General features: G+C 55.2%; 16 protein-coding genes. 8 read left to right on the forward strand and 8 right to left on the reverse strand.

All coding sequences use genetic code 11. The features are described 5' to 3' along the window. Positions 1-6 precede the first annotated feature (6 nt). Positions 7-930, forward strand: a complete 924-nt coding sequence (locus ACIPZG_RS05695; protein WP_336084929.1) for a LysR family transcriptional regulator — start codon at positions 7-9, stop codon at positions 928-930. 6 nt (positions 931-936) lie between these two features. Here ACIPZG_RS05695 and ACIPZG_RS05700 read toward each other — a convergent pair whose 3' ends face one another. Continuing rightward, entirely contained in the window at positions 937-1,860 is a 924-nt protein-coding gene (locus ACIPZG_RS05700; protein ID WP_336084931.1) for a LysR family transcriptional regulator, read from the reverse strand. A gap of 147 nt (positions 1,861-2,007) precedes the next feature. On the opposite strand from ACIPZG_RS05700, the gene ACIPZG_RS05705 reads away from it, so the two are divergent. Both ACIPZG_RS05705 and ACIPZG_RS05710 read left to right on the forward strand, forming a co-directional pair. Then, positions 2,008-3,135 (forward strand): alkene reductase, encoded by a 1,128-nt coding sequence (locus ACIPZG_RS05705; protein WP_400639518.1) that lies wholly within the window; start codon positions 2,008-2,010, stop codon positions 3,133-3,135. Between the two features lie 144 nt (positions 3,136-3,279). Continuing rightward, positions 3,280-4,023, forward strand: a complete 744-nt coding sequence (locus ACIPZG_RS05710; RefSeq protein WP_336084935.1) for a hypothetical protein — start codon at positions 3,280-3,282, stop codon at positions 4,021-4,023. A 70-nt stretch (positions 4,024-4,093) separates the two neighbouring features. Here the strand turns inward: ACIPZG_RS05710 and ACIPZG_RS05715 are convergent, their stop codons facing one another. From ACIPZG_RS05715 to ACIPZG_RS05735, 5 genes are all read right to left on the reverse strand, one after another. Then, complete coding sequence (locus ACIPZG_RS05715) at positions 4,094-5,455, reverse strand: MFS transporter (protein WP_336084937.1); 1,362 nt, start codon at positions 5,453-5,455, stop codon at positions 4,094-4,096. Positions 5,456-5,526: 71 nt separating this feature from the next. Next, positions 5,527-6,375: a fumarylacetoacetate hydrolase family protein gene (locus ACIPZG_RS05720; RefSeq protein ID WP_336084939.1), complete on the reverse strand. Its 849-nt coding sequence runs from the start codon at positions 6,373-6,375 to the stop codon at positions 5,527-5,529. Positions 6,376-6,390: 15 nt separating this feature from the next. Further along, positions 6,391-6,603, reverse strand: coding sequence for an acetyl-CoA carboxylase biotin carboxyl carrier protein subunit (locus ACIPZG_RS05725; protein ID WP_336084941.1), 213 nt, complete (start codon positions 6,601-6,603; stop codon positions 6,391-6,393). A 24-nt stretch (positions 6,604-6,627) separates the two neighbouring features. Then, positions 6,628-8,160: an acyl-CoA carboxylase subunit beta gene (locus tag ACIPZG_RS05730; protein ID WP_336084943.1), complete on the reverse strand. Its 1,533-nt coding sequence runs from the start codon at positions 8,158-8,160 to the stop codon at positions 6,628-6,630. After that, positions 8,157-8,933 (reverse strand): enoyl-CoA hydratase/isomerase family protein, encoded by a 777-nt coding sequence (locus ACIPZG_RS05735; RefSeq protein ID WP_400639515.1) that lies wholly within the window; start codon positions 8,931-8,933, stop codon positions 8,157-8,159. Before ACIPZG_RS05735 ends, ACIPZG_RS05730 begins: the two co-directional genes overlap by 4 nt. Positions 8,934-9,119: 186 nt before the next feature. Between ACIPZG_RS05735 and ACIPZG_RS05740 the strand changes: the two genes are divergently transcribed. From ACIPZG_RS05740 to ACIPZG_RS05750, 3 genes are read left to right on the forward strand one after another with little or no spacing between them, the layout of a single operon-like run. Next, positions 9,120-10,502, forward strand: coding sequence for a biotin carboxylase N-terminal domain-containing protein (locus tag ACIPZG_RS05740; RefSeq protein ID WP_336084947.1), 1,383 nt, complete (start codon positions 9,120-9,122; stop codon positions 10,500-10,502). An 11-nt stretch (positions 10,503-10,513) separates the two neighbouring features. After that, complete coding sequence (locus ACIPZG_RS05745) at positions 10,514-10,915, forward strand: cupin domain-containing protein (RefSeq protein WP_336084949.1); 402 nt, start codon at positions 10,514-10,516, stop codon at positions 10,913-10,915. A gap of 5 nt (positions 10,916-10,920) precedes the next feature. Beyond that, complete coding sequence (locus ACIPZG_RS05750; RefSeq protein WP_336084951.1) at positions 10,921-11,865, forward strand: hydroxymethylglutaryl-CoA lyase; 945 nt, start codon at positions 10,921-10,923, stop codon at positions 11,863-11,865. A gap of 35 nt (positions 11,866-11,900) precedes the next feature. Here the strand turns inward: ACIPZG_RS05750 and ACIPZG_RS05755 are convergent, their stop codons facing one another. Together ACIPZG_RS05755 and ACIPZG_RS05760 are read right to left on the reverse strand one after the other, a co-directional pair. Then, the gene (locus ACIPZG_RS05755; RefSeq protein WP_336084953.1) at positions 11,901-12,497 is read right to left on the reverse strand and encodes a TetR/AcrR family transcriptional regulator; all 597 of its coding nucleotides are present in this window, start codon (positions 12,495-12,497) and stop codon (positions 11,901-11,903) included. A gap of 35 nt (positions 12,498-12,532) precedes the next feature. After that, positions 12,533-13,297: an SDR family NAD(P)-dependent oxidoreductase gene (locus tag ACIPZG_RS05760; protein WP_400639514.1), complete on the reverse strand. Its 765-nt coding sequence runs from the start codon at positions 13,295-13,297 to the stop codon at positions 12,533-12,535. A 259-nt stretch (positions 13,298-13,556) separates the two neighbouring features. Between ACIPZG_RS05760 and ACIPZG_RS05765 the strand changes: the two genes are divergently transcribed. Further along, on the forward strand, positions 13,557-15,077 hold the full coding sequence (locus ACIPZG_RS05765; RefSeq protein ID WP_336084957.1) for an AMP-binding protein: 1,521 nt from the start codon (positions 13,557-13,559) through the stop codon (positions 15,075-15,077). Positions 15,078-15,088: 11 nt separating this feature from the next. After that, a complete protein-coding gene (locus tag ACIPZG_RS05770; protein WP_336084960.1) occupies positions 15,089-15,865 on the forward strand; it encodes an enoyl-CoA hydratase-related protein in 777 nt (258 codons plus the stop codon). Positions 15,866-15,875: the final 10 nt, after the last annotated feature.

Below are 15,875 nucleotides of genomic sequence, written 5' to 3' on the forward strand. Positions count from 1 at the left end.
AGGTAAATGAACACAGCAGATCCTTTCCGTGGCATCTCAATTTTTCTCGAAGTAGTCGATGCCGGGAGCTTTACAGATGCAGCCGAACGCCTGGATATGAGCAAGTCGGGGGTTGCTAAAAGCATCTCGCGGCTGGAGACCACGCTTGGAACGCGGCTCTTTCATCGCACCACGCGCAGCCTCACGCTGACAGACGAAGGCACACGCTTTAGTGAAGGCTGTCGTCGATCGCTCAATGAGCTCAAGCAGGCCCAGACACAGTTGCTCGCTCAGCAGCAGGAGCTGAGTGGGCGTCTTCGCATCACACTTCCTATGGTGTTAGGCAAGCGGTGGGTGCTGCCCGAGTTGCTGGAAATCGCCAAACAGCATCCTGCGCTCGAGCTGGACATCAACCTCACGGACAGGCTTGTAGATCTCGTGGAGGAGGGTGTCGACCTAGCGATCCGCATCGGGCCGTTGCATGACAGCGCTACATTGATAGCGAAGCCGCTGGGCGTTCAGCGCGCGGTGCTATGTGCCGCACCCGAATACCTAGAGGAGAATGGGTATCCATCATCGTTGGAGGATCTTCACTCTCACGCCTGCATCACATTCGGTAGTGGTGGCCAGGCCAGGTCATGGTATTTCCTGGACGAGAATGGGCACAGCCACTCCATGGCCATCCGCGGCCGTGTCGGCCTGAACGACAGCGGTGCGATTCTGGTGGCCACTCTTGCAGGGTTCGGCATCGCTTTGATTGCAGACTGGCTGGTTAATGAGCATCTGGCTGCCGGACGATTAGCGGTCGTGTTGCCCGAAGTGAAGACGGTCGGCTTCCCAATTCACGCTGTTTGGCAGCGAAATCAGTTGCTCTCTCCAAAGGTTCGGCATGTGGTTGATCTGTTGGCGGAGCGGTTCGTCCCGGAACAGCCTTGGGAGGTTCGAGGCTAAAGGTCATCAAAAGCGATCCCAATAGGGCGGGGAGCCGATCTGCTCAATGAGAAATGCGGAGACTTCCCGTACTTTGCGTGACCGAAGCTTGTTTTCTGGCGAAAGGAGCTGAACCTGCATTTCCTCGGCTGATGCGGAAACGTCCCAATCGCTGAGCAACCTGACGAGGTGTCCGTCTTTGAAGCTCCCTAGGTTGAATAGCCAGCTGGGGAAAAGGACGATACCTTGGCCCGCGATGGCTGCTGCTACTAACACCTCTGCATTGTTGCTTCTGAGAGGGCCGCTCACCGTGAGGGAGTTGAATTTTTGATCTCCTGGGCGCTTGAAGAACCAGCGCTGCGCACCCTGATCGCCTTTGTAGAGGAGGCAACTGTGTTGAAGCAGATCTTCAGGCGTGCGTGGGATGTCGTGGACAGCCAAATAGTCTGGACTTGCAGCCAGGACATACCGCTGACCGCTGACGACCCGGCCTATCAGCCCTGAGTCGACGACCTTGCCCACCCGTACGGTAACGTCTGCACCTTCCTGAACGGGGTCGATAATAGCGTCCGTGAGCGTCAGCTCTACTGTCAGATCGGGATACTTAGCTTGCATGCTGGCGAGCAGCGGAGCGACATGCAGTCGTCCTAGCGCTACGGGCGCATTGATCCTGACCAGCCCCTTGATTCCCGTATCTCCCTGAACCATTTCCTCCGCAGCAGCGTCCAGCAGGCCTATGGCTTCTTGTACTTGTAGGTAGAACCTTTCTCCCTCCTCGGTCAGTTTCACGGCCCGGGTGCTGCGGTAAAAAAGCTGACGACCTAGCTCCTTCTCCAAAGCTGCAATGAATCTCGAGACCGACGAAGCGGGCACTTCATAGTGCCGGGCTGTCGCTAGAAAGCTGCCGGTCGTGGCCACCATCAGGAAGTAGCGTAGAGCTTTGATCTGCATGGCTGCCTATCTTGTTCGATGAGAAGCTTGGTGATTGCAGTAATCGCAATTTAATTTTGCCAATTATAGCTGTTGTTGCAGCAATGCAGGGTACCTACCATTGGATATCCACGTGCGTTATGCACCAGCTTCTTGGAGTCCCTACTCATGAAAGACCTCTTCAAACCGTTCGACCTTGCAGGGCTTAGGCTACGTAACCGCGTTGTCATGGCTCCGATGACACGCTCCCGAGCTATCAATGATGTGGCCGATGAGTTGACGGCTCTGTACTACACGCAGCGAGCGACTGCAGGCTTAATCATCAGTGAGGGCACGTCGATTTCCAATGAAGGGCGCGGTTACCTCTTCAATCCCGCCATCCATACCGCAGAGCAGATCGCCGGCTGGAAATTGGTTACGGATTCGGTGCATTCCGTGGGTGGACGCATATTCGCCCAGCTGTGGCACGTAGGACGTATCTCTCACCCTTCCATCCAAGACGGCGGCGGACTACCGGTGAGTCCTAGCTCATTGCAAGCGAAGGGGGCGACGGCGTACGGGTACAACGAACGAGGTGAGCCAGATCAGGTAACTCCTCCAGCACCGCGTCCTTTAACAACTGCAGAGGTGGAGCGAACCGTTCTTGATTTCGCGCAAGCGGCGGCAAACGCTATGGAAGCCGGTTTTGATGGAGTGGAGATTCACGGTGCCAATGGCTACCTGCATGAGCAGTTCCTGAACCCAAAGGTGAACGATCGCACCGATAAATACTCAGCTGATCAGATGGACAACAGGTTGCGCTTCACGCTTGAGGTGATCGATGCAGTGATAGCCCGGATCGGCGCCAACCGGGTGGGTATCAGAATCTCGCCGTACGGGCAGCTGTTCGACATGCCCCTGTATGACGAGATCGATGCAACCTACGTCGCGCTAGCTCGAGAGATCGCAAGACGCGAGCTCGCTTACGTACATGTCATGAACCAGGACAGCTTTGAACGCATTGATCGAGGTGTCCAAGGAGAGGCAGTTGGCGGATTCTTTGCCCTGTTAAAACAGATTAAAGCTGAGCTGCAGGACACCGCACTGATCTTAGCTGGCGGTCTGAACCGGTCGCTGGCGGAAGAACTGGTATCAGAGGGGCAAATCGACTTGGCTGCCTTTGGACACACGTTCATCAGCAATCCCGATCTGGTCGCTCGACTCGAACATGGATGGCCATTGACTCCAGCTGACAGAGAAACGTTCTACGGTGGTGATGCGAAAGGCTACGTCGATTACCCGGCCTATCGACCGTAATCCTGGAAATCTGCTCCACGCCTGGCTGGAATTGCGGGAGGGGTTTACTGGTCTGGGGTGGATCGGGCGCGGGAAAAAGAGGTGGTCTAGAGTGGATGGGAAGCCTTGCTATGGGCCTTTACCCAAACCTTTTGAGTACCGCGAATGAGCCGATCGTCACGACGTCGCTACGACAAAGAATTTAAAAAGATTTTGAGGAAGGACGGTGATAGATGTGGGATCTGTCGAAAGCCTCTGGAGCATAACTGTCAGACTTTCGGGGGATTCACCGCTGACGGCACGACGACTTTGACCTCCGAGTGCTGCCGTCACTTACTGCACACCCTGATGGGGTCTGGGGTGTATGTGAATCAAAATACCGACGCTATCCGCAGTGTCCTCAGACAGATGCCGCAAGGGCAGGGCCCCGCCACTGACGTCATTGCGGCGGCTGAGCGCATGCGCTCAGGCGTCAACTCAATTGATCGGTTGACCCAAGAAATGATGGCAAAGGGCGGTCTCACTTCTAAGCCCACCGGTATTTCTCTGACGGAAACACCTTGGAAATCGGACGACGCCGCCTGGTTTGATCGGAACAAGAATCGCACCCACAGGATGCGGCAGATCTACCCAGGAGAGTTTGAAACCCTTCCACCCGAGTATCAGCAGCTCAATATTCCAGATGATCATCGCCTGGAAATAGTGGTACGCCAGGTCAAGAAGGGTCAGCGCATCAGGTCTGCGTTTTGTCGAAACCTGTCTGTTGAAATCCCTGATACCGATGAAGTCATACATGTGATCTTTGACTGGGTGGCTGGGGGTGGAAACGGCGCAGGAGTGATGACTGCTCAGGAGCTTGCGGAGCTAAGCAGCAGATACAAAGCATCGTCATCTGGATCTCGTCATTGAACCTATTCCCACCGCGATCTTGAATGCAAAACGGCACGCTTAGCGTGCCGCTTTCTTAGGTTTGCCAAGATTATGCTTCGGAGCTGCCCACGTGAAGCGCTCGCTTAGGCGTTAGGAAAATCATCGCAAACGCCGCGAGCACCATGATGAAGCTGATGACATAGAGTCCTGCATGGTCTTTCCCTGTAATGTCTCTAACGAACCCGATCAGCGCAGGCCCGACGAAACCACAGGTAACACCGAGGCTGCTCACCAATGCGATCCCCGCTGGGGCTGCCTTGCCTTTCAGATACGTCGAGGGGATTGCCCAGCAAACGATGATCGCTCCACTGAACCCAAACGCGGCGGCTCCCAGGATCAGTAGCGAGAGCAACAGAGAGTCATTTGATAGCGTCGACAGCGAGAGCATCAATGCACCAAACAGTATGCTTGCGGTGTAATGCCAGCGTCTTTCTCGTCGCAGATCCGAGCTCCGCCCGATCAACAGCATCCCTAAGGCAGCACATGTGAAGGGGAACATCGCGTAAAGCGCGATATGCGTGAGATCAGTCACACCCATTTTTTGAATGGTTGTCGGCAACCAGAAATTGAAGGTGTAGGTGCCGAGCGCGCTGCTGAAATATAGGAATGCGAGCACGTAAACCTTCGGATCCAGAAAGGCAGCGAGCAGTGCGTCCTTGTGCTGGTGAGACCCTTGCTGATCGTCAGCGCCTTTCTGATCTTTTTGCATCACCTGTCGATGTAGCACTTGCTCATCCGCTGACAGCCAGCGCGCCTCCGAAGGTCTGTCGCAGAGCACAAAGAAGCAGACGACCCCGATCACGATAATCGGCAAAGCCTCCAGGAGAAACAGCCATTGCCAACCCGACCAGCCGCCAACGCCGTGGAAGTGTTGCATGATCAACGCTGATATCGGCCCGCCGAGTATGGGGGCGACCAGGGTTGCAATCATGATCGTGGCTGTCGCACGGCCACGCATGTAGCTTGGGTACCAATAGCTGAGATAGAGGATCACACCTGGGAAGAAACCTGCTTCAAATACACCAAGGAAAAAGCGCAAGATGTAAAGCTGCTGAGACGTGGTGACGAACATGGTCATGGCGGAGGTCACCCCCCACAGAATCATGATCCGTGTCATCGTCCTTCGCGCCCCGATCTTGTCGAGCAGGATGTTGCTGGGGATCTCAAAAAGCGCGTAGCCAATGAAAAAAATCCCAGCCGCGAGACCATATTGGCTCTCAGAAAGACCGAGCTCAGGAGCCATTTGCAGTTTGGCGTAGCCGATGTTCACCCTGTCGAGGAACGCGAATACGTAGGCGATGAACACGAGTGGCATTACGCGCCAGGTGATTTTTCTGAACAGTGCCTTCTGCGATGAGAGAGTGCAGGCGTCAGCATGCACCCACTGACCGCTGTCAGTGGTGGGTTCCATTTCAGTGTCCTGTATTGTTTTTGTCGTGGACTGCAAACGGGGGCCGAACGGCCCCGCGCTGAATTGGTGACTTACTGCTCGTCGATTACGCGATTTCGAAGAGTGCCTATACTGCTGACTTCGACCTCAACCACGTCGCCAGCTTTCATCCACAGCGGTGGTTCCCGAAACGCGCCGACACCACCTGGAGTACCTGTAGCGATGACATCCCCCGGCAGGAGCTCTGTGAATGTTGAGATGTAGGCGATGAGGTCAGGCACCTTGAACAGCAGATCGTCGATTCCGGAATGTTGCACCACTTCTCCGTTGAGCCGGGTCGTGAGCACCAGCTTGTTCAGATCGGCGACCTCATCTCTGGTTACTATCCATGGCCCGAAGCTGCCGGAGGCTACGAAATTCTTTCCGGCGGTGAACTGCAGGGTGTGCCGTTGCCAGTCTCGGATCGAGCCGTCATTGAAAACGCTGTAGCCAGCGACGTGCTCCAAGGCATCCTCGGCCTTGATATGACGACCACCCTTGGCGATTACAACAGCCAATTCACCCTCAAAGTCGAAAGCCTTGGACGCGGCCGGCAGTATCAGCGGCTGATCATGTCCAACCTGTGCGCTTGAGAAGCGTGTGAAGAGAGTGGGGTGCTTCGGAACCTCTCGCCCGGTCTCCTCAATGTGCTTGCTGTAGTTCAAACCAACGCACAGAACTTTGTCTGGGTTTGGTACGGGGGGAAGCCACTGAACTGCGTCCACAGGGATCCGCGGAGCATCATTGAGACTCCCGATAAGATCCAGCCCCTCAGGACATGCGAGTACAGATTTGAGATCAGGGTATTTGACCGCGAGCGACTGCCCTGCATCCGTGATGTGCTCGTGCTCGACTACACCATAGGAGGCGCGGCCGTTATGGATAAAGCTTGCCAGTTTCATAAATGCCTCCTTGGCTCATTCGAGGATGATCAACACATCGCCTTCGTCTACCGTATCCCCCTCAGCTACCCGGATCTCCTTGACTGTTCCGGCTTCATCGGCCTCAACGGGGATCTCCATTTTCATGGATTCCATAATGATGACCTCATCGCCAAAGTCGATGGCCTGGCCTGGCTGAATATTGATTTTCCAGACGTTGCCGGCCATCTGCGCTTTGATCTGACTCATTGAATATCTCCGGTATGGCTACGGTTAAACTGGGTAAATGCCGTTGCGACGGTCTATGCGCGGGATTGCCCGACGGCTGTAGAGGGTGAAGCGCTTGATGAGGTCTTCGCGCAGCGCATCAGGATCCACCACCGCTTCGAAAGAGAACTGGTCGGCGGGATCGAACGCGTTGATGTCTTTGGCGTACTCCTGGCGTTTCTCAGCAATAAAGCGTTCACGCTCTTCGCCTTCCATTGCCTGGATCTCATTGAAGTGGATCGCGTTGATCGCTGCTTCTGGCCCCATCAGTGCCGGCATAGCGCCGGGGAGGGCGAGTTGAGCATCAGGCTGAGTCGGCCCTCCGGACATCGCAAGGTAGCCGCCGCCATAGCCTTTCCGGATCATCACCGAGATTCGTGGGACTTTTGCCTCACAAACTGCATGGAGCAATTTAGCGCCGTGGCGGATGATTCCTGCCTTCTCAACCGCGCTACCAATCATGTAGCCGCTGATGTCCTGCAGGAACAGAAGGGGGACATTGAATGCGTTGCAGGCCCAGATAAACCGGGTTGCTTTATCTGCGCTGTCGTTGAACAAAACTCCACCTTTGTTCTTCGAATTGTTGGCCACGATCCCTACCGGGCGCCCGCCGAGGTAGGCGAGTCCAGTGAACATTTCCTTGGCGAAAAGTGCTTTGACTTCAAAGAGACTGTCCGCGTCTACCAGCGACTCGATAAGCTCCTTCACGTCGAAGGGGCGGTTCTGATCGGGCGGAACGATTTCGCTGATCTTGCGCGAGGACGAAGGCTTCTGGCTCTCGCGCAGCGGCGGCAGGTCGCTATTGTGCGATGGGAAGAATCGCAGGTAGTCGACAGCAGCTTTGAGAGCCTCGTCTTCGGTTTGAGCGAGGTAGTCCCCCAGGCCGCTAACGGCGCAGTGCATGCGCGCACCGCCCATCTGCTCTTCAGTCACTTTTTCACCGATCGCCATTTCTGCAAGGCGCGGTGAGCCCAGGTAGGCCGTGGCTTGCTTATCGACCATAATGATCAGGTCGCAGAGGGCTGGCACATAAGCGGAGCCTGCAGGCGAAGGGCCAAACAGGACACAAATCTGCGGTACCACGCCTGAAATCTGCACTTGGGTGTAAAAAATATTCCCCCAAGCGATTCGGCCGAGATAGCAGTCGAACTGGCTATCGATTCGGGCGCCGGCGCTGTCCACCAAATAGATAATGGGCATCTTGCTGGCGACAGCAATCTCTTGCATCCGTACGATCTTGCGGAAGGTGTGGTAGCCCCAGGTACCGGCTTTCACAGTCATGTCGTTGGCAATGACTGCAACTTCCCGCCCATCAATCTTGCCAATTGCGGTAACAACGGCGTCGCCGGGCATCCCTCGAGATGCCCCAACCAGTAATCCGTCTTCGAGATACTCACCGTTGTCGAAGATGAACTCCAAGCGTTCACGCACCAGCATTTTACCCTGCGCTTTGTGCTTTTCCTTCGCCTTATCGGAGCCGCCAGCCATGGCAATTTCGACTCGGCGCTGCAGTTCTTTTACGTTCTCGATGCCGCTCATGCTTGAGCTCCTTTCTTAGTGAAGAATTTTTCGATACCCCGACGGAGCTCTTCCGAACACATAAAGGCGGGACGCAATCCACGCGCGAGTTCAAGGCCTTCCTCGAAGCCAACGGACGATATTTTGTGGAAAGCGTGCTTACCACGCCTCACCGTGGCAGGTTCAAGTCGGGCGAAAGCAGCCACCTGGGTCTCGATCAAATCATCGAGCTGACTAGGTTCCACAGCCGCATTGATCAAGCCCATGCGAACCGCGTCAGCAGAACCGATGGTTCGTCCAGTCATCACTAGGTCAAGGGCATGGCGTTGACCCATGCGGTTAAGCAGAGCAGGGAGGATGAACAGGGGGAACAACCCAATCTTGATTTCCGGTGAGCCAAAAGTCGCTTCTTGGCTCGCATAGGCAAAGTCGCAGGCCGCCACTAGCCCGCAAGCACCCGCCATAGCAGGGCCTACAACGCGAGCGATAACTGGCTTGCTGAGCGTGGGGATCAACCCAAAGAGCGCCTGCCATGCATCACCCGTTTCCCAGAGCTGAGTGGCGCCCGCGTCGACCGTCGCGAGGAACTCATCCAGGTCACCCCCGGAAGAGAAGCATTCCCCTTGGCCCGTGATCACGATCACCCGGACATCGGGCTCCAGATCCAGTTGCTTGAGTGCATCTACCAGCTGCGAGGCAGTAGCGGTGGCGATCGCATTGCGTTTGGCGGGGTTTGAAATCGTTATGGTTGCACGCGCGCCTTGGCGACTGATGAGAAGGTCGGTGGAGGTCACTGCGGTCTCCTTTCTTGTTTTATCTAACGGTTGTTAGTTTTCTAGAATATAGCTACGCTCATCTGGCAGCACAACCCTTCACGTAAATTTTCCTAAACTGGCTGGATAGCCCGATTTTCTAGCTAGTAGGGGAAGGGTTTTCTGGTTAATGGAATACTTACAACCGTTTGTTTCTAGGAGGTTGGCGTGACACAACAAAAACTACTGGTCGCGAACCGAGGCGAGATCGCCTGCCGCGTAATTCGTTCAGCACGGCTGCTTGGCATTCCTACGGTGGCGGTTTACTCGGACGCCGACGCGCAGGCTCAGCACGTTAAGATGGCGGATGAGGCATTCCATTTGGGCCCGGCCAAAGCTTCGGAGAGTTATCTTGACGCTGGAAAGGTGCTAGAGGCAGCGAAGAAAAGCGGCGCGACGCTGGTGCACCCTGGCTACGGGTTTATGTCTGAAAACACCGACTTTTCGGATGCTTGCCATACAGCCGGAATCAAATTCATCGGCCCTACAGCAGCAGTCATCAAGGCGATGGGCGACAAGCAACGATCCCGTCATCTTGCGATCGAGGCGGGCGTTCCCGTTCAACCAGCGGCGGAAAATGTCACAGCCGATGACCCTGAAGCCCTGCGAGTGGCAGCTGCAGCGGTCGGGTACCCGCTGCTGGTTAAAGCCTCGGCTGGTGGCGGTGGCATCGGGTTGAAACCTGTTCATTCTGAGGCGGAGCTAATCGATGCCGTTGCAAGCACGCAAAGGATGGCCGAACGTGCTTTTGGTGATGGAACCGTGTTTCTCGAAAAACTGATTCTCAGTGCCCGGCACATTGAGGTTCAGATCTTCGGCTTTGGTAACGGGAAAGCCGTGCATCTTTTTGAGCGTGACTGCTCAATTCAACGGCGCTATCAGAAAGTATTGGAGGAGTCGCCGGCACCACGCGTGCCCCGGAATGTGATCGAACACATGGCTGAGGCCGCCGTGCGATTGGCCAGCGCTTGCCGGTACGACGGGGCAGGTACTGTGGAGTTTCTCTACGACGACGACTCCCAGTCATACGCTTTCCTGGAAATGAATACTCGCATTCAGGTCGAACATCCCGTTAGCGAGGCCATCACCGGGGTTGATCTAGTCGCCGCTCAAATCCGACATGCGTTAGGTGAAGACCTGCAGCAGGAGCTCGCTCAAAACGCAATTCGCGCCACCGGTCATGCGATTGAGGCGCGCATATACGCTGAGACGCCTGAGAAGAAATTCCTGCCTGCGCCAGGTCTGATTGAAACTCTGGTGCTTCCATCTGTTAACGGCGTGCGCATTGACACGGGCTTCGTTGCCGGTGATCGGATCACTCCGTTCTACGACCCAATGGTCATGAAGATCATTGCTCATGGCGACGACCGTGCCCAAGCGGTGGAGCGGCTACAAGAAGCGCTGAGCGGCTTAATCATCACCGGTCTGCGTACCAATCGCGAATTCTTGTTGAGAGTGCTCAGCCACCCCGCTTATCGGGACACCGCGGTTCATACCCGATTCATTGATGCGCACAGCGAATCGCTTTTTCCAGCTGCGCAGCCAGCCTAAAGGAGACAGTCATGGCGGCTACAACACCTAACCTTGCCGAGCTGGATTTGCTCCCAGCGCTAGCCTCTCGTTACGTGAGCCTGGAGCTCTTGCCCTGGAAACCGACGCCTACGCCCGGGATCGATATGAAGATTCTGCTCCAGGATCAAGAGACCGGATTGCTTACGGCTCTTTTCCGCTGGGCTCCCGGGACACGTCTGCCACTGCACGAGCACGTTGAAATCGAGCAAACCTATGTGCTTGAAGGCAGCATCGTTGACGACGAGGGTGAGGTCACCGCGGGAAACTTCGTCTGGCGTCCACGGGGCAATCGACATCTTGCATGGTCGCCGAATGGCGCACTTGTGATCTCGTTCTTCCTGCGTCCCAACAAGTTCCTTGAAGGCGAATTTGCCGGGCAAAATCTGGAGTAATTGACATGACCGACTTGCCTAAACGAATTGCTATCAACGAAGAGGGGCCGCGCGAAGGTTTCCAAATCGAGCCCAATCCAATCCCGGTCGAGCGTAAAGCAGAACTCATTCATGCGTTGGCGGATACGGGGCTGAAGCAGATCGACTGTGTGTCATTCGTGAACCCGAAGCGTGTTCCAGGAATGGCAGATGCCGATGAGCTGGCTGAGGCGATTCGAAAAAAACCAGGCGTACGCTACACAGGCTTGTGGCTGAACCAGCAAGGGCTGGAGAGAGCCTATCAGTCCCCCTTAGATGTGATTGGCTCGATCCGGGTGACCGCTTCTGAAACCTTCTCGATCAAGAACACCAATAAAAATATTGAGCAAACACTCGACGAGCAGCGGGCGTGGTTGAAGTCCTACGCTGAGCATGATGTTCAGGTTGAGTGGGGCTACGTCATGACCGCCTTCGGTTGCAATTATGAGGGCTACATGCCTATCCCGCAGGTGGTGCGTATGGTCGGCGAGGTACTTGAGCTCGCTCGCGACGCGGATGTCGCGCTTAGAGGCTTGTACCTTGCTGACACCGTGGGCTGGGCTAATCCTCTGCTCATGGAACGTACCATTGGTGCCGTTAGAGAGCGCTGGCCAGAGTTGCCTCTCGCCTTGCACCTGCACGACACCCGCGGCACAGGGCTTGCCAACGTATATGCCGCGCTCAAGCTTGGTGTGGCTAAATTCGATAGTTCGTGTGCCGGATTGGGTGGCTGCCCGTTCGCGGGTCACAAAGGCGCTGCTGGAAATATCTGCACAGAGGACTTGGTCTTCATGTGTGAAGAAATGGGCATCGAGACTGGCGTAGATCTGGAAAAGCTGATCGAGGTCGCTCATTTGGCCGAGTCAGTTTTCGGAAGACAGCTGCCTGGTAAGGTCATGCGAGGAGGCAGCCTCACAAAATACAAGGCCTAGAAAAGGAGAACCCCACGTTAGTGGGGTTCTTTTTCTCACGATGATTTGTAACTCACCATTCGCAAGGCCAGCTCTATGTGCTGCCCCTCAAGATCTTCGATGGTTAACCGACCCTCTGGGTCATACCAGGAGCAGATTCCGGTGAGCATGGAGATCAGCGCCTTAGTAGTCAGGTTGCTGTCCGTCACATGGAAGATGCCTTCTGCGACACCTTCCTCGATCAGTTGACGGACGCGACGTTCATACTCAGCTCGGAGCCTCACAACCATCCGATAATTTTCCTGGTCAAGGCTGCGAAGCTCCATGTTGCCGATGAAAACCTCTTTGCGGCGACGAGTGTGAAAATCGATGTGCACGATAATCATCGCCTCAAAACGCGCCAGGGTTGTAGGCTGGAAATCCACCCGCTCAGTAAACTCTAGGAGCAGATCGCGCATGACCGCTTTCAGCACGATTGCCAAGAATTCCTGCTTGGTGTTGAAGTAGTTGTAAAGCGATCCAGCCTTCATGCCCACCTTCTCAGCGAGCATGCGCAGGGTCATGGCCTCATAGCCGTAGGTGCTTATCAGATCAACGCCGGCTGTGTGGATTGCCTGTTCTGTTACTTCTCGTTTCGCACCAACTGGTCGCATTAGGTCTCGTGTCTCAAATTGAAGGGGTGGGTGGCTTAGCGAGTCAGGTATCCACCATCGACCGGCAGTATTGCGCCAGTAATATAGCTCGCAAGCGGGGAGGACAGGAACAGAGATGGCCCTACAAGCTCATGAGCTTGGCCGGTTCGCCCCATGGGTGTGTGACTGATATAGGCCTGGAGTTTTTCCGGGTCGGCCAGCGTAGCAGCCGACATTGCTGTCGGAAATGACCCTGGGGCTAGTCCATTTACCCTCACATCGAACTCAGCGAACTCAGCTGCCATAGCTCTCGTCAGCTGCATCACTGCGCCTTTGGATGTGCTGTAGGTAGACAGCTCTGAACCAGGGGAATATGAGCAAATCGAAGCTATGTTCAAGATTGACCCCTTCGAGCGCTTCAGTTGTGGGAGCAGGGCATGGGTGACGTTGATCATTCCGGTCACGTTTACATCAACCGTCCGCTGCCAGTGCTTCAAGGTTTCTGGCTCTTCAAACCGCCCACGAAAAAGGAGGCCTGCGTTATTTATGAGGACGCTGACGGCGCCATAGCGCTGTTCAATTTCTGCTGCCATGCCCCTGCACGCAGCGTCGTCCGTGACATCCAGCGCTAGACCAAAAGCATCCCCGCCCGTTTTTTTGATTTCGGCCGCGGTACTGGCTGCCGTTTCGAAATCAATATCGACTACCAATACCGTAGCCTTCGCGAGGGCAAATCCTTGGGCGATGATAGCGCCATTGCCGCGACCAGCGCCGGTGATCAGAACTACCTGGTTCGAAAAATCGAAAGTCATCGGGATCATTAGCACACCTCTGTTGTTTTTGTTTAGGAAACTAACGACCGTTATTTTTAGCGGTATCTTGGAATTTTTCAAGCAAAATCAGGCTTGGCGACCTGGCATTGAGGTGCGGAAGAGGCCTTCAGCCCTGCAATTCGTCACAGTTTTTACTTTTTCAGGGTTGAAAACGAACAAGCGTTAGGTATTCTTGCGGTGGAGAGATTGAAAGGCATCCCTGCGTGCGGGCGACGCCAGCGTGATAACAATTACAAAAGGAGATCTCATGTCGAGTCGTATGCTGCTTGGTGGTCACATCACCCACAATGCCCGTCGATACCCGGACAAAGTGGCTCTGATTGATAAATATGGACGTTCTACATACGCAGAGCTTGAGCGCGGCGCGAACCAGGTCGCAAATGCCTTAGGTGCTGCTGGGATTGGCTACGGCGACAAGGTGGCATTCATTGCTTCAGCCAGTCGCAACTGGATTGAAGCGTTCTTCGGCATCGTGAAAGCCGGGGCGGTTGCCGTACCCTTAAATTATCGTGAGACAGGCGAGCAACTCGCCGCGCTACTGGATGACTCTGAAGCCAAGCTGCTCTTCGTGTCTCATCACCATCAGGATTCGTTCGCGCAGCTGCTGGGTAACCTCGCAATTCCTGTTGTTGCTTTGGAGGCCTTGCCGGAGTTTGTGAAGAATGCTGCAGGCGAATGGCACACCTCGCCAGCAATCGATCCGAACGATCCTGCAGTGATCCTTTATACCGGCGGGACGACGGGCCGGTCGAAAGGGGTGTTGTTGAGCCATGCAAATCTGTATTGGAACAGCATGGACGAAATCATCGATACCCGGATGATTGAGAGCGACAACACGCTCATCGCAACGCCCTTGCATCATTCCGCCGCACTGAACTGCTGGCTGCTACCCCATCTTTACCTCGGCGCCACTGCGACCATCCTCGAAAAATATTCCACCGAGGATGTGCTACGGGTGATTGCGCAAGAGCGCGTTACTAACACATTCATGCCACCGTCGTTGACTCGAGAGTTCATCCTTCATCCGCTGTCCAAATCCCTTGACCTTTCGAGCTTCAAGCGTTGGTACGTGGGGAGTGGCATCCTTACAGCTTCTGACCGCCAGGCGATGAAGGAATGTATTCCTGGGGTAGAAATCTTCTATCAGTACGGGCTCACCGAGGCTGGCCCGATCGCCACCGTGCTCAAGGAGGAGGATTATCAGAAGGCTCCTGACTCGATTGGCAGGGCGTTCATCAACATGGAAGTTGAGATCCACGACGCTAATGGCCAAGTGGCAGTACCTGGAGAAGTCGGCGAGATCGTATTGCGTGGGCCGACCGTCATGCTGGGGTACCACAACCGCCCGGACGCCACAGCTGAAGTCCTCGACTCTAACGGATGGCTGCACACCGGTGACTTGGCCCACATGGATAGCAACGGCTACGTCTATTTTTATGACCGCCTCAAGGACATGATCAAAACGGGCGGGCTCAATGTGTACTCGCAAGAAGTGGAAGCCGTCCTGGCCAAACACCCTGACGTCCGAGAGGTCGCCGTAGTCGGCCTGAGTAACGAACGATGGGGGGAAGAGGTCACTGCCATCGTTGTTTTGAAAGTCGACAGTCTGCCGGATCCCGAGTCTCTGCTGAATCACGCCAAGGAGCTGCTGGCTAGCTACCAGGTACCGAAGCGCATTGAGTACATCGCCTACGAGGAAATGCCGTTCAATCACAACGGCAAAATTCTTAAGCGCGACCTGCGTCAGCGTTTCCAGCCAGCCAATTGAGTGAGTCCGCCATGTCCATCATGTTTGAAAAAGTCGGCCATGTAGGCCTCGTTACGATCAATCGGCCCCAGGCCATGAATGCCATTGACCTCGAATCGCATCTCGCGTTCCAGCAGGTCTGGGGGAAGGTGAACGCTGATGACCAAGTGCACGTTGTTGTCATTACTGGAGCCGGCGGTAAAGCGTTCTGCTCAGGTGCTGACATCGGTACGTTCCTTCCATACCTGCGCGAGCGTGCCCAGCGCGAAGTGGATGATGGTGATTTTTGCGGTATCAATCGAAAGCCGCCCACGACGAAGCCCATCATTGCTGCCATCAACGGCCTGGCTTACGCGGGTGGCCTTGAGATCGCTTTGGCATGCGACATCAGAATCTCTGTAGTTCATGCTCGATTCGCTCTTCCTGAACCCAAATGGGGTGTTATCGCTGGGGCGGGGGGCGTAACCCGTCTTGCGCGGGCGGTGCCTACTTCATTGGCGACTCAAATGATTTTGACCGGTGAACCGATAACGGCAGATAGAGCGTTGGCTGAGGGTTTGGTTAGTGAGCTGGTTGAGCCTGACCAACTCCTGCCTCGTGCAATGGAAATCGCGGAGCTGATTGTGCGAAACGGCCCATTGGCTGTCAGGTCTTCGTTGCAAGTGGTTCGCCGCGGTGCAGACTGCGGCCTTGATGCTGCACTTGAGCTCGAGCGCACTGCATTCCGCCGTGTTCTCCTCAGTGAAGACTTTAAAGAGGGGATCGCTGCGTTTACTGAAAAGCGAACTCCCGTCTACAAGGGCATCTGAGGGTTAATCG

The organism is Pseudomonas sp. NPDC089395 (assembly GCF_044749525.1).
Taxonomy (GTDB): domain Bacteria; phylum Pseudomonadota; class Gammaproteobacteria; order Pseudomonadales; family Pseudomonadaceae; genus Aquipseudomonas.